The 18,753-nt window shown below is 65.6% G+C and carries 17 protein-coding genes; 15 read left to right on the forward strand and 2 right to left on the reverse strand.

The annotated features are described in order from the left end of the window. The first annotated feature begins 37 nt into the window (after nucleotides 1-37). A complete protein-coding gene (locus tag AB0436_RS20185; RefSeq protein ID WP_366469271.1) occupies nucleotides 38-685 on the forward strand; it encodes a DUF4291 domain-containing protein in 648 nt (215 codons plus the stop codon). Here AB0436_RS20185 and AB0436_RS20190 read toward each other — a convergent pair. Continuing rightward, complete coding sequence (locus AB0436_RS20190; RefSeq protein WP_366469438.1) at nucleotides 627-1,031, reverse strand: alpha/beta fold hydrolase; 405 nt, start codon at nucleotides 1,029-1,031, stop codon at nucleotides 627-629. The two genes, AB0436_RS20185 and AB0436_RS20190, sit on opposite strands and share 59 nt — an antisense overlap. 291 nt (nucleotides 1,032-1,322) lie before the next feature. Here AB0436_RS20190 and AB0436_RS20195 point away from each other — a divergent pair, with 291 nt between their 5' ends. From AB0436_RS20195 to AB0436_RS20240, 10 genes are all read left to right on the forward strand, one after another. Further along, nucleotides 1,323-3,911 carry an NACHT domain-containing protein gene (locus tag AB0436_RS20195; RefSeq protein WP_366469272.1) on the forward strand — a complete coding sequence of 863 codons (2,589 nt, stop codon included), beginning with the start codon at nucleotides 1,323-1,325 and terminating at the stop codon, nucleotides 3,909-3,911. Between the two features lie 182 nt (nucleotides 3,912-4,093). Further along, a complete protein-coding gene (locus tag AB0436_RS20200) occupies nucleotides 4,094-5,287 on the forward strand; it encodes a hypothetical protein (RefSeq protein WP_366469273.1) in 1,194 nt (397 codons plus the stop codon). Nucleotides 5,288-5,548: 261 nt separating this feature from the next. Next, a complete protein-coding gene (locus AB0436_RS20205) occupies nucleotides 5,549-7,387 on the forward strand; it encodes a hypothetical protein (RefSeq protein WP_366469274.1) in 1,839 nt (612 codons plus the stop codon). Between the two features lie 913 nt (nucleotides 7,388-8,300). Beyond that, on the forward strand, nucleotides 8,301-8,627 hold the full coding sequence (locus tag AB0436_RS20210; protein ID WP_366469275.1) for a hypothetical protein: 327 nt from the start codon (nucleotides 8,301-8,303) through the stop codon (nucleotides 8,625-8,627). A gap of 16 nt (nucleotides 8,628-8,643) precedes the next feature. Further along, the gene (locus AB0436_RS20215) at nucleotides 8,644-9,240 is read left to right on the forward strand and encodes a hypothetical protein (protein WP_366469276.1); all 597 of its coding nucleotides are present in this window, start codon (nucleotides 8,644-8,646) and stop codon (nucleotides 9,238-9,240) included. Nucleotides 9,241-9,276: 36 nt separating this feature from the next. After that, entirely contained in the window at nucleotides 9,277-10,068 is a 792-nt protein-coding gene (locus AB0436_RS20220; RefSeq protein WP_366469277.1) for a hypothetical protein, read from the forward strand. Further along, a complete protein-coding gene (locus AB0436_RS20225; protein WP_366469278.1) occupies nucleotides 10,065-11,087 on the forward strand; it encodes a hypothetical protein in 1,023 nt (340 codons plus the stop codon). Before AB0436_RS20220 ends, AB0436_RS20225 begins: the two co-directional genes overlap by 4 nt. 72 nt (nucleotides 11,088-11,159) lie before the next feature. Beyond that, a complete protein-coding gene (locus tag AB0436_RS20230) occupies nucleotides 11,160-11,831 on the forward strand; it encodes a hypothetical protein (RefSeq protein WP_366469279.1) in 672 nt (223 codons plus the stop codon). A gap of 120 nt (nucleotides 11,832-11,951) precedes the next feature. After that, nucleotides 11,952-12,635, forward strand: a complete 684-nt coding sequence (locus tag AB0436_RS20235) for a hypothetical protein (protein ID WP_366469280.1) — start codon at nucleotides 11,952-11,954, stop codon at nucleotides 12,633-12,635. Between the two features lie 368 nt (nucleotides 12,636-13,003). Further along, a complete protein-coding gene (locus AB0436_RS20240; RefSeq protein ID WP_366469281.1) occupies nucleotides 13,004-14,026 on the forward strand; it encodes a MarR family transcriptional regulator in 1,023 nt (340 codons plus the stop codon). A gap of 68 nt (nucleotides 14,027-14,094) precedes the next feature. Here the strand turns inward: AB0436_RS20240 and AB0436_RS20245 are convergent, their stop codons facing one another. Beyond that, a complete protein-coding gene (locus tag AB0436_RS20245; RefSeq protein ID WP_366469282.1) occupies nucleotides 14,095-14,955 on the reverse strand; it encodes an NAD(P)-dependent oxidoreductase in 861 nt (286 codons plus the stop codon). 124 nt (nucleotides 14,956-15,079) lie between these two features. Between AB0436_RS20245 and AB0436_RS20250 the strand changes: the two genes are divergently transcribed. The 4 genes from AB0436_RS20250 to AB0436_RS20265 all read left to right on the forward strand — a co-directional run bounded on the left by AB0436_RS20250 (nucleotide 15,080) and on the right by AB0436_RS20265 (nucleotide 18,730). Beyond that, on the forward strand, nucleotides 15,080-15,919 hold the full coding sequence (locus tag AB0436_RS20250) for a helix-turn-helix transcriptional regulator (RefSeq protein WP_366469283.1): 840 nt from the start codon (nucleotides 15,080-15,082) through the stop codon (nucleotides 15,917-15,919). 257 nt (nucleotides 15,920-16,176) lie between these two features. Continuing rightward, nucleotides 16,177-16,314 (forward strand): hypothetical protein, encoded by a 138-nt coding sequence (locus AB0436_RS20255; protein WP_366469284.1) that lies wholly within the window; start codon nucleotides 16,177-16,179, stop codon nucleotides 16,312-16,314. Between the two features lie 62 nt (nucleotides 16,315-16,376). Further along, the gene (locus AB0436_RS20260; protein ID WP_366469285.1) at nucleotides 16,377-17,417 is read left to right on the forward strand and encodes a 3-isopropylmalate dehydrogenase; all 1,041 of its coding nucleotides are present in this window, start codon (nucleotides 16,377-16,379) and stop codon (nucleotides 17,415-17,417) included. Between the two features lie 224 nt (nucleotides 17,418-17,641). Continuing rightward, the gene (locus tag AB0436_RS20265; protein ID WP_366469286.1) at nucleotides 17,642-18,730 is read left to right on the forward strand and encodes a branched-chain amino acid aminotransferase; all 1,089 of its coding nucleotides are present in this window, start codon (nucleotides 17,642-17,644) and stop codon (nucleotides 18,728-18,730) included. Nucleotides 18,731-18,753: the final 23 nt, after the last annotated feature.

The raw sequence follows: 18,753 nt of genomic DNA on the forward strand, positions 1-18,753 counted from the left end.
TTGGCCCGGAGGGGAACCGGTCCCGCACTCTGTACCGATGGAACAGCCCCGAGCCGCCGAGCCGGCCCACCGCATCCGCGCTCTCCACACCGACGCGACGATCACCGTGTACCAGGCGTACCCACCGGCCATCGGCCTTCCCGCAGCCCGCGAAGGACGCTTCCCCGCGGCCTGGAAGCGGGACCGGATGACCTGGATCAAGCCCTCGTTCCTGTGGATGATGTACCGCTGCGGCTGGGCGGCCAAAGAGGGCCAGGAAACGGTACTGGCTGTTGAGATCGACCGCGCGGGATTCGACTGGGCGCTGCGGCACGCCTGCCTCTCCTCCTACGACCGGCGGCTGCACCCCGACCAGGCCACCTGGAAGCAGGACCTGAAGCGCGCCCCGGCCCGAGTGCAGTGGGACCCGGAACGCGACCTGCGACTGCGGCCGCTTCCGCACCGCTCGTTGCAGCTCGGGCTCTCCGGCGAAGCGGCGCGGCGGTACGCGGACCAGTGGACGGTCGCGATCACCGATGTGACCCCGCTGGTGCACCGCATCCACGAGTCGGTCCGCGACGGCGACGAAGCGGCCGCCCGTGCACTGCTTCCGCAGGAACAGCCCTATCCGGCGACCGCCGAGCTCCTCACCGCGGTGCTGCCCGAGCGCATACCCGCCGGAGCCGCCCCGCACCGGCCGCGCTGAGCGCCCGCGGGTACGGTGGCCGCGATGGACAGGCCCGCACTTCCCTGGGACGTGGCCGCGCCGCTCGTGCGGGCCGCGCAGCGGGGCGACGCGTTTGCCATGCGCCGGCCGCACTGTCGGTGTCGTAACCACGCCGGGTCTGCTCCGACCAGCCGAAGCCCCGCAGATCGACACAGATCAACCGGTGATCGGCGGCGAGCAGCGGTACGAGCCTGTCCCAGGCGTACCAGTGCTGCGGGAAGCCGTGCAGCAGCACGACGGGGCGACCCGCGCCGAACTCCGCGATGTGCAGCCGGACATCGCCGGCCGTGACCCAACGGTGCACCGCGCCGTCGAGGGCGGGCATGGGACGTTCGCCGGTGGGGGAGGCAGCTGGAGTGGACGTGGATGGTGTGGACACAGGGATCCCTTCGCCGGATGCCGCGTTCGGTTGCGGCTTTCATCCGGCCAGGAGGCGCACCTTCCGCAGAAGGTTCCCTCGAGTTCTTCGCCGTAGGCCCGGCCCCGGTCGTGCTGTCCGAGAACCGTCCCGCAGCCCGGCGCGTCACTCCAAGCGGCCGCCGCAACACCTTCATGCACCCCGCCAGGCCATGCTCATGCAACCCACCCGCGCAACACGCTCAGGGGGAAGACCACCGTGGATCCCGCAACTCTCGCCGCCCGACTCGCTTCGAGTGTCGTCGTCCCCCTCGTCAAGAAGCTGTTCGTCCAGGAGGGCGCGGGCGCCGGTATCGTCGACCGTCCGGTCCGGATCTCCGGCCTGATCTCCTTCCGCGGCGAGAAGCGCACTCTCGACGAGCGGGATCTCGCCAAGCTCGGAGACACCCTGGTGGAGCGGGCGCTGCGGACCTGCGGACCGGCCGAACAACCCATCGCGCAGGACGAACGCATCGCCGTCGCGGAGGCCGTGGCCCGGACGCTGCACGCCCTGGGCAGTATCGACATCGACGATCTGCACGCGGTGCGCCTCGGCACCCGCGAGTTCGCCGCGCTGCTCTTCACCGCAGCCCCCGACGCGGACCGCGGGCTCTCGGCCGACGGAGCGCGGTTCCATGCGGCGCTGGTGGAGACCGCCTGCCTGCACATCCTGCACTTCTTCACCCAGCGGTCCACTTTCGTCTCCGCGACCCTCGTCGAGCAGACCCGCCAACTCGCCGAACTGAGCGCCCGGATGGACGCGCTGGCACGCCGCTTTCCCGGCCGGCCCTCCGAGGACGCCGCATTCGAGGAGCGATACGCGCGGGACATCATCGCCGGTCACAATCACCTCACCATCTACGGGATCGAACTGGCGCACTCCCCGGACAGCTGGCCGCTGGACACCGCCTACCTCAGCCTGCAGGCCGAATTCGGTGCGGTCGCCGACGACACCGACCCGCCCCAGCCGGCGCTCCCCGCCGAACTGGCGCTCGCCGGTCGCGACCGGGTCCTGCTGCGCGGCGTGGCGGGCTCCGGGAAGACCACGCTGGTGCAGTGGCTGGCCGTCGCGATCGCCCGCGACGCGCTCCCCGGGAAGCTGGACGGGCTACGCGGCCGGGTGCCCTTCGTGCTGCCCGTGCGACGGTTCGGAGCAGCCGGGTTCCCCGTACCCGACGAGTTCCTGTCGGCCGCCCGTTACCCGCGAGCGGGCTCCCAGCCGAGCGGCTGGGCCGACCGTGTCATGTCCGAAGGACGCGGGCTGCTGCTCGTCGACGGCATCGACGAGTCCTCCGAGGACGAACGCGAACAACTGCGCCACGGACTGCGCCGGCTCCTCGCGCTCTACCCGGGCAATGTCTGGCTGCTGACGTCCAGGCCGTCCGCCGTACGCGAGAACTGGCTGACCGCCGAGGGCTTCACCGAGCTGATGCTCTCGCCGCTCAGCCATGAAGGGGTCGCCGCGTTCATCCAGCGCTGGCACGCGGCCGCACGCGAGGGCGCCACCGATCTGGACCGGCTCGATCAGTACGAGCACACCCTGCTCGGCGCCGTCCGGATCAACCGGGATCTGGGCCGGCTGGCCACCAACCCGCTGATGTGCGGCCTGATCTGCGCCCTGCACCGGGACAGGCGCGGCTACCTGCCGCGCGGGCGTCGGGCGCTCTACGACGCGGCGCTGTCCATGCTCCTGGAACGGCGCGACCGCGAACGCGACATGCAGATCACGGACGGCATCGACCTCACCCAGGAACCAAAAGTCCAGCTGCTCCAGAAACTCGCCCACTGGATGCTGGTGAACGGCCGCTCCGAAATGGACCGCAAGGTCGCCGTCAGCACGCTCGCCCAGCATCTGCCCGCCATACCGAACGCGGCGGAGCAGGGCGGTCCCGACGACATCTACCGCCATCTGCTCAACCGCACCGGATTGCTGCGCGAGCCGGCCCCGGGCTCGGTGGACTTCGTGCACCGCACCTTCCAGGACTATCTGGCTGCCCGGGCGGCCGTCGAACGTCACGACTTCGACTTCCTGATCAACCACGCCCACCAGGACGAGTGGGAAGAGGTGATCAGGATGTCGGTCGCGCTGGCCAGGCCCGACGAATGCGCGTACCTGCTGGACGGCTTGCTCGCCGCCCGTAAGGGCGCCCGCCCGGTGGAATCCCAGCACCGCAAACTGCTGGCGGCAGCCAGCCTGGAACACGCCACCGAACTCGACCCCGCCGTACGCGCCCGAGTGCACCGCTACACCCGCGACCTGGTCCGCCCCACCACCCTCGAAGGGGCCCGCGCACTCGGCTGGATCGGGCCGATCGTGCTGGAGATGCTGCCCGACCCGACACATGTCTCCGACACCGAGGCGCACCGCCTCGCGGTCACCGCCACCTCGGTGGCCGACGACCGTGCGATCGAGTACCTCACCCGGATGCGGGACCGCCCATCGATGGCGGTCCGCTCCCAACTCGCCTACGCCTGGCGGCGTTACGACACCGAACGGTACGCCGACGAGATCATCGCCCACCTCGACGAGGACGCCCTGTACTTCCCCGTATCGAACGTGTCGGAACTGCACGCACTGCGCCGGCTCGGCGGACGGCCCCGCATGCAGATCTCCGGCATGTTCACCCCGAGCGAGCTCATCGACGGCATCGTCGCCGAACGGCTGACACATCTGTGGCTGGCCTACGACCTCGGGGGCAGCCTGGCGTGGCTGAGCGCCTTTCCGCAGCTCCGCACGGTCCGGGTGAGCAGCCGGGTGGTCGCTGCCTGCACGGGCGTCCCGGCGGGCATCGAGGTCGTCACCGTGTAGAGGACACGGTGTGGTCGTCACGCTGTGGTCATCGCCACCCAGGTGGAGGGGATGTGACGCACCGGTGCCCTTCCGGTGGCCGCGTGCAACCCTGCGCGGCGTTCACCGGTCAAAGAACCAGTACCACCACACCTGACCTACCAGCTCGGCCCACCTGCCCGACCCCACACGGGAGAACCGCCTTGCGTCACCGCACCAGCTCCTCGTCCGCCGTCGCGGCCGCCCTGCTCGCCGTAGCCCTCGCCCCCGTGACTCAGGCGCATGCCGATGAGCCACGCCCCGCCCTCGTGGTGTCCGAGCTGTCCAGCGAACCGTGGCAGCCGGGCACGCTCCGCGAGGACTCCCTCACCTTCACCAACCAGGGCACCGCCCCGACCGATGGCCTCACCATGCGGTTGCGTATCACCCGGGGCCTCGAGTTCCCGGAGCACGCCCCTGGTTGCACGTACGCCACCGAGGCCGGCCGGACCTCCGTGGCCGTATGCCACTTCGACAAGGACCTCCAGCCCGGGCAGACCTTCGTTACACCCGTCAACTTCAAGGTGCTGCCGAAGGCCCTGATGGAGAACGTGGAGTACGGCACCGGTTCGGAGGGCGGCGACCCGGACGCCGGCTCCTCTGCGATCAGTTACCGCTCGCTGGCCTTCACCGCGGACAACACCGCCGATCTGGCCGCCGTCGGCGACACCGCGACGGGCAAGCCCGGCGACAAGGTCACGGTCACGGCCGCTCTGCGGAACCGGGGCCCCGGCTGGGTCGACGACAACACCAGCGACGACCAGCCCGCGGTGATGGTCCACATCCCCAAGGGCACCACGGCCGTCGAGGTCCCCCACGACTGCCTGCCCTTCGCGATCGACGGCCCGAGTGGACCCTCCGCGCCGGGCAAGCGCACGTACGTCTGCTCGCCCCAGGACCACATCTTCGAGGTGGGTTCGCTCCACTCGTACAAGTTCGTCCTCGAGATCAAGGACGGCGCGAAGGACACGACGGGGGAGGTCAAGGCGACCTCGGTGTACGACATTCACCCGTCTTTCGACCAGAACCCCGCCAATGACAAGGCCCAGATCGCCATCCACGTGACCGGCACGGTCGCGGGGACGGGCTCCGGCTCCTCGTCGGGCTCCACCGGCACCGGCACGGGCGGCCTGCACGCCCAGTCCACCGGTCGCACGGGCACCACCGTCGCCACATCTTCCACCGTGTCCTCCATGTCCTCCACGTCCTCCACGACCGGCGGTGACGCCACCGGCACCATGGCGTCCACCGGCGCGGGCAATACCCCTCTGGTGGCCGGAATCGCGGCGGCCGCCGTCGCACTTGGTGGAGGTCTTGTGTTTGCTCTTCGCCGCCGCACCGCAGCGAAGGCCGACTAACCGCGCAGAATCCCGTGGTAAGTCCTCTTCGTCCACCCGGTCCGCCCTGGATCGCCCGCAACGCCCGTGTGGTCGCGGTTCTCCGGTGCGGGCCGGGCGTCGCCATGTGGCCTACGCCAAGAACGTTGGCACTGGCGAAACCCTGCGTGGGCCAGATAGCGTCCGTAAGTCTGAGAGTACGGTCCGTCACGCCACGGCGTCGACCGCTCGACGACTGCTCCACAACTTCAGGTACTTGAACACTGACTCAGGGGGAAGTGCATGCGCCCGGACGACGGCGGGGGAGATTTCCGCGGCATCAACCCGGACAGACTCGGTGATCTGATCAAGGTGATCAACACCAATTCCGGTGACGGTGCTTCTGCGGCGCAGTCGCGCATCAACAGCTGGTCGAGTCACGCACACAGGCTCCAGATGGACACCACCCGCCTGTCGAAGATGACCAAGCACCTCAACTGGGCGCACGACCAACTCCCTATGCTCCGCCGCCGCCACAGTCTGGCCATGGACGAGGAGAAGCGCGACAAGGAGATCGGTCTCGGCGGCGGCATGGTCTCCGCCGGCGCCGGCGACATCGGCAAGTACAAGACGCAGTCCGAAGCCCAGAAGGCCGCGAAGAAGGACGCGAAGGCCTACAAGGACGGGGACATGGACCTCGACGAGTACATGAAGAAGCTCGAGGCCAACCAGACCGACCCGGACTACTGCAAGGCCGCAATGGCCGAACTGGGCGACACGGCGCTCTACCGTCTGGAGGATGGCCCCGCGGTCTACGACCCCGACAACCCGGACGCCGGCATGTTCGTCCTGGCCAACACCGTGGCCACGGCCATGCGGGCCGGGACGACGTTCAAGGACGACCACGGCAACGAGGACCTGCAGCACCTGTCGCAGTTGGTCGGATATGCGGACTTTCCCACAGACGTCGTGGCGAACCTCGGCAAGCAGTGCCTGGCACCAGGCAACTACATGTACGGCGAGAAGGTCTGGGAGGCCATGGGTAACGACCCTGCGGCCGCCACCAAGTTCCTGCACGACAACATGGACGTCATCCCGGCCTGGATGAAGGACGACTCCGACCACCACGGCGGCCTCCCGGACTTCCAGGCGAAGGCGTTTGCCGGGGTCATCGCGGCGGGGACGCTGAACGGGATGGGCGCAGACGCGAATGTGGCGGCAGACAACACGACGAAGCTGATTCAGTATTACGCGAAGCACTCCGACGAGCATACGCATTCGGAGGTCCAGGCTGTCTTCGCGAAGGATATTGCTCACTACTTCCCCGACGTACAGGCATCGTTGACTGATCCAGGGTTTGACGACGGCAAGGGCCACCTTCTCGGTCTCGGTAAAGGTCATGTCACAGTCTCCTCGAGCGACTGGAAAGCATTTACCAGTGAAGCGATGCAGAATGCCGATGCCGGAGCCAAGCTTCTAGTATTCACAGCCCAGCAGGCTGATGAATTTTCTCGAAATAACCCGAATGATCCGGTAGCCACTCACGCTAGCGGTGTCATTGAGGGATTCTTCACTCAGGCTGCAAATAACGTATATCAGCAAATGGTGCACGATAAGAAAGAAGGGGCTGATGAGTGGAAGAGTAAATTCCAGGAGCAGGCGAATGCGGCAGCCGATACAGTGATCGATGTAGCCCTCGACCCGCAGGGAGCGGCCAAGACCGTTGCTGTCTCTGCAGTCAAGGATGTAATTCACCTTCTTACAGACGCTGCCTTGCCCGACGGTGACACGGATCCTCCGAAAGCACCCATGGGAGCTACCTGGGACGGAGATTGGCAACGTTCAGCCGGAGACGCATACGTACAAAATGGTGGGCACTTCAAGACGGTGAAAACGCCCGATGGTCTTGAATGGAATGGCGATCCCAAACATTATGCAAGCATGTACGACTGTCCTAACTTCCTAAATTCTGACGGGAGGCTCGAATTGTCCGGAAGTGATCAGCAACAGATGGCGCAGCGGCAAGCTTATAATGCCTGGTTGAAGGATCCAGCAGTAGGTGGATTGATCGCTGGAGACGGCACATTTACCGTACGCGATCTAGGTCGTCACGACGGCGAAGACATGGCGGGACCATCATGAGGCGCCGTTGTCTACCAGCGATCATTCTGCTGGCAACGTTGGTAAGCGCCTGCTCAACTGGAAGCAACGAAACCAGCGTTGCCGATGGGAAGAACCTCGCCAACAAGGCCCGGCAGACAACTGCGAAGACCTATTGGAAGCTTTACAGCTCGATCAATAGCGCGAAACCCGGCTCGAGCGCTGACGGCGTATTCACTGGGTGTGATGGCCACGAGCACGCGGTGGTTTATACGGTCAGGACTAACGTCTACCCGAAGGACCACAGCAGCAAAGAAGAGACTCAAGGACGCTTGGCGTCAGAGGTGGCTGCGGACCTCGCCCAGGTCGGGTGGCGACTTTCCCCGTCGGGCGGAGTTCATAGTTCTGCGATCAGAGGTGGTGTTAAGGCAGAATTGATGCCACCAAAATTCAGTGGCGCAACAGCGTCGATGGTACTTCAAGTGCAGAGTAAGTGCGTCGCCGTTGGTGCGGCAGCGGACGTGCTGGTGAAGAGCTATACCGGGAGTTCGGATATCTACAGAGGATCGCTGGCGTCCACAACACCAATTCCGAAAGGTTTCCCGGAATCGCATTCAACTGGCTGATGTGGCGGCTGCAGAACATCGATGGGCGAACCTAAGGAAACGAGTAGTCACTATAGATCGAAAGCTAACCTTGCCTGGCGAGTAATCTTTTTGCTCCGAATCCTCTCTACGGAGAGTTATAAGGAACGCAATGCTGTCCGGCATGTCGCCGTCTCGCTGGCGGATGCGGATGCGGGAGTGGGGGCAAGAAGGCATCTGGTAAAAAGAAAAAACGTTGTAGTAGATTCTGGGAGAGCCAAGCAAGAAGAGCGCGGGTGACGCCGAGGAACTCGTACGTGCGCTGAAGTAGTGGTGCTGCAGAACCGCGACAGTTGTATGAGGGGGTAGGAATGACTGATAAGTCCGAGAAGAAGGTGCCAAGCCCTGTCTGGCAAGAGTTGGACAAGCTCTACCAGGAGGTGTCCAAGGACATCGCCACCGTGGCCGACGCGCTCAAGACCGCCGACAAACAGATGGCCGGCGGCAAGGGCAACGTCTGGGTCGGCTCCAACGCCCGCAAATGGGGGAGCGATCTGCACGGAGCCAATACCGACCTGTCCAAGCAGGCACACGACTTCCTGTCAGATGTGAGGAGCCGGCGCGCCGCACAACCGAAGGAAGTCACGCAGGCCGTGGCGGACAGTGAGCGACGTTTCCTTGCAGGGCGGATGGGCTGACAGAGGTTCACTAGAAATGACGCGGCGCTGGTCACTCCTCACCCTGGCCCTGGTGCTGGCTTCGGCGGCCGGCGCCTGCGGCGATAGCACGGCGAGTTCCGGTGACGGCAAACAGAAAGCCGTACAGGCTCGTCGCACTGTGGCTGAAGAATACTGGAGGGTCCATAACTCGCTCGACGGCACCGTAGAGCGCTCAGACGGCTCCGGGGCGTTTGCGAAGCGTCCCAAGGATGCCAAGAATTCGGTGGCGTACACGATCGAGGATGAAATCGATGCGAGCGATCGCAAAGAGACACGGAATCACCTCGAGGCCAAGCTCGAAGCCGTCCTGAGTCGCAGAGACTGGAAGTTGCAGTCGCAGGGCAGCAACTCAGGGGTCGACTTCTATACCGCGCAGCGGGACGGTATGCATATGACGGTCAAACTGCAGGAGCGGGCAAAGGATGTGCCTGCGGGTGGGTTCCTCGCGGTGCGAGGAGAATGTGCAAATATCGGGCAGGCGCAGAAGGAAATGATTCGCGACTATGCCGGGTCTCTACGGGACATGTATCGATCGGACTCGGCATCATCCTCTCCAGTCCCCACAGGGTTCCCTAACCCAGACAAGCTATAGGTAGGTGCCCTTGAGTCCCAGGATGCCGCCGGGGAAATGATGAGAATTGCCGAGTCCGGTGCCTGGACGGACCCGGCCGTTGTGGCGATTATGCCGGTACTATCCCTTGATCTTGAAGAACCCTCGCTCTACCGGGAGTTATACGTGAACCGCAGTCGAGTCCTGCCCGTCGCCGTCTCGCTCACGGCGGTTGCTGCCCTCGTGTTGACGGGATGTGGAGGTGGAGACAAGAAGGCATCTGGGAACGACAAGATCGCGGGTGCGGATACCGGGAGCACCAAGAAGAGCGCGTCGCCGAGTAGTTCGGCCACGAGCAAGGCGCCGCACATCGACCGTCCAGAGATGAAGTTCCCGACAGACGTCAAGCTTGTATTCGCCAAGGCAGACTTGCAGAGCTCAGAGCGGGCCGCCGCTGCGAACGACGCGGACAATTTCGTGCGAGCCGTCAATTACGGGATCGTTAAGCAGGGCGCGTCAAACGCGGCATATAAGTTCTACTCCGAGTTTCAGAGCCCAGCTCAAGAATACGCCAAGGATCTTATCAAAAAGAACGTTGACGCGGGTTATACGCTCTCAGGAGTGCAGCGCTTTACGGGTGCCAAAGTAGAGGTGGTCAAAAGCGGGAAGTCGGCCGTCGTGTCCTTCTGCAGCGATTCTACCAAGTTCTACAGCAAAGAAGTAAGAACGCAGAAGGTGCACCGGACGCAGCCCAGCAGTAGGGACTACACTTCCTGGCAGATTCTCATGGTCGCCGCCGATGGTACAAAGGGCCTGTGGCGCGCCAAGCAGGCGCAGATCCAGGACGGGGCGAAGGAGTGCCAGCAGTGAAGTGGCTGCAGTCTCTGACGGTACTTGCCGCCTGCTCTGCACTGGTACTTATCAGCGGGGATCCAGCAGTTGCCGGCACTAATTTCGGCTATGGCAACGTCGGGGCGAGCAAGAAGGACGACACAATCGCCGCTGCTGTAGCGATCCACTACACATCGTCGGGAAACAGTGGCGGATCGGGAACCATAACCTCCGCAGATTCCAACTGGACACCGCCTGCTTGCTGGTATGCCCCCGAGTGGTCTGCCAGCGACTTTCAAAAATTCCGTCAGGGTGTCTACTTCTCGGCTGTGCATGACCCGGACTTGCCCAGTGACGTCCGAGGGGACATCTCGGACGAGAACCAGAACTACGCCAACGGCGATTACGACAACTACAATCTTGACAAAGAGAAGGAAGGAATGTGGTGGGGTCCGCAGCAGAACCCCAATGCATCGCTGGCGGATCAGTCGAAGTGCGATAAAGATCCATTCTGGGTAAAAAAGGGTGAAACGCCCGATGTTCCGCAGGCGGTCAAGCCAGAGACGCTTGCGGGACTCGCCTATGAACAGATCCACGTCCCAGGAACAAAAGTGACGTTGGCTCCGTCTGGCGCGAGCAAGGTGAATCTGCCCACCTGGGCGTGGCTCGACAAGGGCGATTTTCAACCCGTTTCGGTCACCGCTTCACTGGACGCCCCAGGGCTGCACATTGAGGCGACCACTGTTGCTAAGCCCGTGGCCCTGAGTATCAATCCTGGTACCAAGGACGCAGAACTTCTGCCCGCCTCCGGAAAATGCGTGCTCAACGACGACGGATCCATTGGGCAACCGTATGCAAGGGGGAAGGCGGACGAGACACCCCCTTGCGGCGTCATCTACCGGCGTTCTTCGGGGAACGGTACATTCGACCTCCGGGCTACTGCCACCTGGGAGATTACTTGGACGGGGACTGGTGGAGCCGGCGGTAGTCTGCCTGATGGGGAGTATGGCAATAACCAGGCTGTCACTGTTCAGGAAATCCAGGCAGTTAACCGTTGACTTTCCCATGACGCGCTGTGGTTCCTTCCTGTGCGCCATCGTGCTGAACCTCGTGCTACCAGGAGTCTTGTGGTGAACTGCCGTCGCGCATCATTTCCCGTAGCTGTCTCACTGGCGGTGACAGCTGCCTTCTTCCTCGCCGGATGTAGTAGTGGAGGGTCGGGGAGTGACAAGTCCGCGGGGACTGGTCCCGGGGACGCCAAGGGCAGCGCTTCGCGAAGCGACTCGAAAAGCAGCAAGGCGCGCAAGGTTGATCAGCCGAACGTGGATCTCCCGTCGGATGTCAGATTGACATTTGAGAAGGCTCCCGAATCGGACTTGAGAAAAGTTGCCGCCCTGAGTGGCGCCGAGAATTTCATCCGATCAATTGAGCACGGGATTGTCAAGCAGGATGCGGACGACAGTGCTTACAAGCTCTATTCAGAGTTCCGGAGCCCCGCGCAGCTGTACGCCCGCGATCAGATCCAGCAACACGTTGACGCCGGTTCGACTGTTACTGGCGAGCGGCGATATACGTCGCCGAAGGTCCATGTGGTGAACAAGAAGAATGCAGTCGTCACTTTCTGTAGTGATGGCTCCAAGTTCTACGGCAAGGACGTAAAGACCGGAAAGGTCACCAGGACCCGGAAGAGCGTGAAGGACTTCTACTTCTGGCGGATCGGCATGAATACCTCCGGAAACGCCAAGGGGCCGTGGCGGGCCAAGCGCATCGAGGTTCAGGGGGAGGCTACGCAGTGCATGTGAGGATCAGGAGCACGGAGACTTCATGCCGGCGACCGGGATGGCAGTAGCGGGGGCCCCGGAGAACCGCTGGGCAGTGCGTACGCTAACCCTTGAACTTATGTCGTCTATCGGGAGTTGCACGTGAACCGCAGTCGTGTTCTGCCTGTTGCCGTCTCCCTTACGGTTGCCGCCGCCCTTTTGTTGACCGGATGCGGAGGTGGAGACAGGAAGGGTTCAGGTAACGGCAAGCTCGTGGGAGCGGATACCGGTAGTGCCAAGAGGGGCGCTTCGCCGAGTAGTTCGGCCATGAGCAAGGTGCCGCACATTGACCGTCCGGACATGAAGTTCCCGGCGGATGTCGAGCTTGTTTTCGATGATGCAGGCGTCACAGATCCGGACCAAGCGGCAGCTCTTGGCGATGCGGAGAATTTCGTGCGGGCTGTCATCTACGGGATTGTTGAGCAGGACGCAGATGACGCGGTCTATAAATTTTACTCAGAATTCCAGAGCCCCGCGCAGAAGTATGCGAAGCAGCAGATCGATGCGAGCGTTGGTGCTGGATTGACAGTCACCGGTGTGAGCCGCTATACAGGCGCTAAAATTCAGTCGGTAAATGGCACGAAGGATGTTGTCGTAACTTTCTGTAGCAACGATTCGCGGTTTTACAGCAAGGAAACCGATAGCGGGAAAATTCGTAAGACAAAAATGAGTGTTCGTGATTATTCTTACTGGCAGATCGGTATGCACCCGAAAAAGGCTACCGATGGGCTGTGGCGAGCCAATGAAATCAAGGTTCAGGGCGACGCCGCGCGGTGCGTGGGCTGAGGCTCTTGTGGCACAAGATGCTGGGTAGCGCTGGCTCCGCATGGTTGTGGCAGCCACAACGGGAATCGACGGCACCGCCCGAAGCTCGGGGCGTGAGCTTCGAGTACCGGGATTGAGCGTCGAGCTTCGGGAGCCGAGGTACGGGCTTCGAGGTTCGAGATGCTTCTTTACCGGGTTGGTAGGTAAGGGGGTTGGGAAAACCTACCGGCCCAACCCACCGTCGTAACGGTGAGGAAATACGACTAACCGGGACCGGCTTGCGGCGCGCGGGCGCGGCTGTTTACGGTGCGAGCAACTGAACGACCCCGACGCGGTGTTAGGCGCACCAAGCCGGGGTCTGACCGCAAGATCGAAGAGAGAGCGATCCCGTGGCTGTCCAGAATTTTAGCGCTGCTCTGCGCGCCCCCGCATCACGGCCCGTACATCCGATGGCCGCTCCCGGCTACGGCAAGCGGTCGGCGCCCGACCAGGCTCCCCGCCGAGCTGATGACTTTCTGGCGCTACCGGAGCGTGAGCGGTACATCGCCGCCTTCCTCGACCGGCTTCCCGACGGCGCTTCGATGACGATCAAGGCCCTCGCCAAGCAACTCCCGTCCTACGGCCAGCAGGCGGTCAGCACGGCGCTCACCGCGCTGTCCGTTGCGGGGCACCTGCGTCGGGTGCGCTGTCTTGCCGAGACCGGCGAGCAGGTCCGCTGGGTGTCCCGGACGTTCTGGTCGCGGACCGCCCGGGACAACGAGTGGTGGTGTGCGTTCCTCGCCGCCCAGGAGGGGCGAGCCGCCGCCGATGTTGCGGTGCCCGCGTCGCCGCCGGCTGTCCCGGTTCTCGAAGAGGCAGAGGCCGGGGCACAGACGCCCGTGGCGCCGGCCGACTCTGTGCCCCCGGCCCCGTCGGCACCTGTCGCGGCGCGGCAGCTGGAGTCGGAGCCTCGCCCCTCGCCGGGATACCTGGCGCTGGTCCAACTCGGGTGCGTGGAGCCTCGCCTGGCCCTGTCGGCGGCCGACTGCGAGACCTTGGAGGGCCTCGCGATGGAGTGGCTGGCTCGCGGAGTGACCCCCGTGTACATCGTCCAGGTCCTCACCACTGGGCTGCCCGCCGAACCCATCAACTCGCCCCTCGGCTTCGTCCGCCGCCGCCTCAGGGAGAAGAAGCCGCCCTACCAGCCAACCGCCCCCACAGCAGGTACGGCCGGCGCCCGCCTCATGGTGGAGTGCACCAAGTGCGGCATCCCGGGCCGCCCGGAAGCTGTCCCGGATGGCTTGTGCCACGCCTGCCGCCCTGCGGCGCCCGGTGCCCGGCGGACGGTGACCGACGCCGACGCTGAGGCGGTGGCCGCACGGGAGGTGCACGCCCGGGTTGAAGCCCTCCGCGGCTTGGCGCACACCCCGTGAGGCCACAACCCGCGCCCGGGCCCGAACAGGTCGGGCACCCGAAGGGCCCGGCCCCGCCGAGCAATGGCTCAGAGCACCCCCGCGTCCCGTGCCGTCCAGGCCGACGGATACAGCGGGCGGTAGCCGAGCTCGTCGCGGATGCGGCGAGTCGACACGACTCCGTACCAGGGATCCGGGTCGGGGCGGCCCGCCGCGCCGTCCGGGACCGGGACACCGTTGAGCTGGTGGAGTTCGACGGCTGTCATCGGGGCGTCGTCCGCGATGTTGTACTTGCCGGTCGCGCCCGGCGCGTGCAGGAGCCGCAGCAGGCCCTGGGCGACATCCGCGTGGTGCACCATCGGCAGTCGTTGGTGGGCTGCCCAGTGGCCGGCCCACTGCAGCGCGTTCGCCAGGTGGGGGTCGCCCTCGCCGTACACGAAGGCCAACGCCCCGATCCGTACGTCGAGGCCTGTCTCGCCGCGCATCGCCAGCAGACCTGTCTCGGCCTCGGCCTTCGACTCGGCGTAGGCACCCCAGAGCGGCCCGCCGGGCAGCGGCGCGTCGTCCTCGGTCAGCGGGCGGCCACGCCCGGCACCGTAGACCAGGTTGGTGGATGCCTGCACGAAGCGGCTCACGCCGGCGACCACCGCGGCCCGACCCAGCGCGAGCGCCGCGTCCCGGTTGACCGCCCAGGCTTCCTCGTCCGGGACGCCGCGGAAGGCGGCCGCGATGTTCACCACCGCGTCGGCGCCGGACAGCGCCTTCCGTACGCTCTCCTCGTCGCGGAGTTCGCCGACCTCGATCTGCGCACCCAGCGCGGCGAACGGCGCACTCCGCTCCGCGTCCCGCACCAGCAACCGGACCGTGTCGCCGGGCGCGGTGCGCTGCAGCAGCCTCGGTACGAATCGCCGGCCGACCTGTCCTGTCGCACCCGTCACCAGAGTCAACATCATGCATTCCTCTCGTCGTCGTGCCACCAGCCTGCGGCGGTGGGGACGGCGCCGGGAGAGACGCCGTTATCCGGGGTCCAGCACTCCCTGGATACCTCGGCCGACCGGGCTCATGCTGGGGGTCATGGACCGCGAAGAGACCGCGCATTTCCTGCGCCGCTGCCGTGCCCGGCTGGAGCCCTCCGATGTGGGTCTCGCGGCGGGCGCCCGGCGCCGCACGCCGGGGCTGCGCCGCGAGGAGGTGGCACAGCTCGCCGGGATGTCGGTCGACTACTACACGCGGCTGGAACAGGCCCGCGGCTCTCGTCCCTCGCGGCAGATGCTGACCGCGCTGGCCCGCGCACTGCGACTGAGCGAGGACGAACGCGACCACCTCTTCCATCTGGCCGGGGAGGAGCCGCCGCGCGACACTCAGGGCCCCACCCAGCATGTGCGGCCGGGCCTGCTGATGGTGCTCGACCGGCTGTACGACGCCCCGGCCCAGGTCATCAGCGCCCGCGGCGAGGTGCTCGCGCAGAACGCCATGGCGGCGGCGCTGGTCGGGGTGGCCGAGCCGGGACGCAACATCATCCGGAACTACTTCCTGGACCCGGCCGGCCGGAACCTCTTTCCGCCCGAGGACCACGAAATGCACGCCAGGGCCCATGTGGCCCAACTGCGGGCGACACTGGCGGCGCGGCCGCAGGACCGTGAACTCCAGGAGATGGTCGCCGGACTCCGGGCGGACAGTGCGGAGTTCGCGGAGCTCTGGGAGCAGCACGAGGTGGCGGTGCGACGGGCCGCGGTGAAACGCTTCCGGCACCCGGTCGTCGGGCTGCTCGAGCTGGACTGCGAGGTGCTGATGGGCGCCGACCAGGGGCAGGTACTGGTCGTCCACTCGGCCAGGCCCGGCACCGAGGCACACGAACGGCTGCAGCTGCTCCGGGTACTGGGGCTCCAGGACCTCAGTCCGCGGGTTTCCTGACGGCCGGGCCGCGCGGGATCGGAGAACAGCTTCCGGGGGCCGCCGCTCATGATCGCGTCTCAGATAGTAGGAAGTCCGAGTAAATCTAGAGACAGGCTGGCCCACCTCGCTTAACTTGAAAGAAGCCGAACGTCTCGCTCGACCCAGCGATCGGCGGTCGTGAGCTGTGCCTCCAGGCAGGTAACCCCTGCGGCGCCCGCTCCCCGCCCCCTCCGGCGTATCGATATCCCCCTTGGTCTTCAAAGGAGTCGATCACCATGGCCGAGACGACTGTCCGCCGAGTCCGTCACGCCACCCGCGCTTCCCGTGCGGGCGAATCCGACCGCAAGAACGCAGCCGCGGCTCTCCAGCGCGCCCTCGACCGCCGTGACAACGGCGGCTCCACCGGTCACTAGCCTGACTGTCCGCATGGCGGACGGTGCGTGTCATTCCCTGGGACGCGCAGTAGGGTGCCGTCATGTCTCGCAGCCTCAATCTCGCAGTGATCCCCGGTGACGGTATCGGCCAGGAGGTCGTGGCCCAGGGCCTCAAGGTCCTGAACGCGATCCTCCCGCCCGATGTGAAGCTGGAGACCCGCCAGTACGACCTCGGCGCCCAGCGCTGGCACCGTACCGGCGAGACCCTCCCGGACGAGGAGCTGGAGTCGCTGAAGCAGCACGACGCGATTCTGCTCGGTGCGATCGGTGATCCCTCCGTGCCGTCGGGCGTCCTCGAGCGCGGTCTGCTGCTGAAGCTCCGCTTCGCCTTCGACCACTTCGTCAATCTGCGCCCGTCGAAGCTGTTCCCGAACACCGTCAGCCCGCTGGCCGGCAGCCCGGAGATCGACTTCGTCGTGGTCCGTGAGGGCACCGAAGGCCCCTACACGGGCAACGGCGGCAGCCTGCGTACCGGTACCCCGGCCGAGATCGCGACCGAGGTCAGCGTCAACACCGCATACGGTGTGGAGCGCGTGGTCCGCGACGCCTTCGCCCGGGCCCAGGCGCGGCCGCGCAAGAAGCTGACGCTGGTGCACAAGAACAACGTCCTGGTGTACGCGGGGCACATGTGGAAGAACATCTTCGACAAGGTCGCCCAGGAATTCCCGGACGTGACCACCGACTACCTGCACGTCGACGCCGCGACGATCTTCTTCGTCACGCAGCCCGAGCGGTTCGACGTGATCGTCACCGACAACCTCTTCGGTGACATTCTCACCGACCTCGCCGCTGCCGTGACCGGCGGCATCGGCCTGGCGGCCTCCGGCAACATCAACCCGACGGGTGACTTCCCGTCGATGTTCGAGCCGGTGCACGGCTCGGCGCCCGACATCGCGGGCACCGGCAAGGCCGACCCGACGGCCACGATTCTTTCCGTCGCCCTCCTCCTGCGTCACCTCGGCTACGAGACCGAGGCCGCCCGTATCGAGGACGCAGTCTCCGCCGACCTGGCCGAGCGCGACAACACCCCGCGAACCACCGACGAGATCGGCGACGCGCTCGCGGTACGAGTAGCGGGCTGACCCGTCGACTGACACCACACAGCCGTCGGGTCGCACACACACCCGGCGGCTGTGTTTTGCGGTCTCCGGGTGCGACCATCGACCCCCGGACCGCATTCACGCTTCATCCATGGCCTGCCACGCGCGATAATCGAACACGGGCCGCGGTGTGAAGGGAAGCTCGGACGTCCTAGTAATGGCGTGAGCGCGGTCCGTCACAACAACCGGTGAAGGACAGATCACTCATGACGACGCCCACGATCGAGCTCAAGCCCTCCTCGAACCCGCTGTCCGATGCGGAACGGGAGGCGATTCTGGCCAATCCAGGATTCGGCCGCCACTTCACCGACAACATGGTGACGATCAAGTGGACGGAGGGGCGCGGCTGGCACGACGCGCAGCTCGGCCCCTACGCACCGCTGTCCATCGACCCGGCGACGAACGTCCTGCACTACGGCCAGGAGATCTTCGAGGGTCTGAAGGCATATCGCCAGCCCGACGGTACCGTCGCCACCTTCCGCCCCGAGGCCAACGCCAAGCGTTTCCAGGCTTCCGCCCGGCGGCTGGCCATGGCCGAGCTGCCCGTCGAGACGTTCATCGCGGCGTGCGATGCGCTGGTTCAGCAGGACGAGGCATGGGTCCCCGCGCACGGCGGCGAGGAGTCGCTCTATCTGCGTCCGTTCATGATCGCGACCGAGGTCGGGCTCGGCGTGAAGCCGTCCAACGAGTACCTGTTCGTCGTGATCGCCTCCCCGGCCGGTGCGTACTTCGCGGGCGGGCTCAAGCCCGTCTCGATCTGGCTGTCCGAGAACCGGGTCCGCGCCGTCCCCGGCGGCGTGGGCGATGCCAAGACCGGCGGCAACTACGCCGCCTCGCTGCTCGCCCAGGCCGAGGCCGCCGCCGAGGGCTGCGACCAGGTGGCCTACCTCGACGCCCTGGAGCACAAGTGGGTCGAGGAGCTGGGCGGCATGAACCTGTACTTCGTGTACGGGAACAAGATCATCACGCCGGAGCTCACCGGTTCGCTGCTGGCCGGCATCACGCGTGACTCCCTGCTCTCGGTCGCCGCCGACCTCGGCTACGAGACGGAGGAGGGCCGGGTCTCCATCGACCAGTGGCGTCGCGACACGGAGAAGGGCACCCTCAGCGAGGTCTTCGCCTGCGGCACCGCCGCGGTCATCACGCCGGTCGGTACGGTCAAGTCCCGCGGGGGCGAGTGGCAGCAGGGAACCGGGGAGTCGGGCGAGGTGACGGTGCGGCTGCGTAAGGCGCTGCTCGACATTCAGCGCGGTGTGAGCGCGGACAAGCACGGGTGGATGCACCCGCTGGGCTGAGGCGTTCGGTGATGACGGGCGCC

This window comes from Streptomyces sp. NPDC051322 (genome assembly GCF_040689485.1).
GTDB lineage: Bacteria > Actinomycetota > Actinomycetes > Streptomycetales > Streptomycetaceae > Streptomyces.

Coding starts and splice junctions, on each gene's coding strand:
- AB0436_RS20245 (WP_366469282.1), bottom strand. CDS start 14,955: ATGTTGACTCTGGTGACGGGTGCGACAGGACAGGTCGGCCGGCGATTC.
- AB0436_RS20220 (WP_366469277.1), top strand. CDS start 9,277: ATGATGAGAATTGCCGAGTCCGGTGCCTGGACGGACCCGGCCGTTGTG.
- AB0436_RS20255 (WP_366469284.1), top strand. CDS start 16,177: ATGGCCGAGACGACTGTCCGCCGAGTCCGTCACGCCACCCGCGCTTCC.
- AB0436_RS20210 (WP_366469275.1), top strand. CDS start 8,301: ATGACTGATAAGTCCGAGAAGAAGGTGCCAAGCCCTGTCTGGCAAGAG.
- AB0436_RS20185 (WP_366469271.1), top strand. CDS start 38: ATGGAACAGCCCCGAGCCGCCGAGCCGGCCCACCGCATCCGCGCTCTC.
- AB0436_RS20190 (WP_366469438.1), bottom strand. CDS start 1,031: ATGCCCGCCCTCGACGGCGCGGTGCACCGTTGGGTCACGGCCGGCGAT.
- AB0436_RS20205 (WP_366469274.1), top strand. CDS start 5,549: ATGCGCCCGGACGACGGCGGGGGAGATTTCCGCGGCATCAACCCGGAC.
- AB0436_RS20215 (WP_366469276.1), top strand. CDS start 8,644: ATGACGCGGCGCTGGTCACTCCTCACCCTGGCCCTGGTGCTGGCTTCG.
- AB0436_RS20260 (WP_366469285.1), top strand. CDS start 16,377: ATGTCTCGCAGCCTCAATCTCGCAGTGATCCCCGGTGACGGTATCGGC.
- AB0436_RS20265 (WP_366469286.1), top strand. CDS start 17,642: ATGACGACGCCCACGATCGAGCTCAAGCCCTCCTCGAACCCGCTGTCC.
- AB0436_RS20250 (WP_366469283.1), top strand. CDS start 15,080: ATGGACCGCGAAGAGACCGCGCATTTCCTGCGCCGCTGCCGTGCCCGG.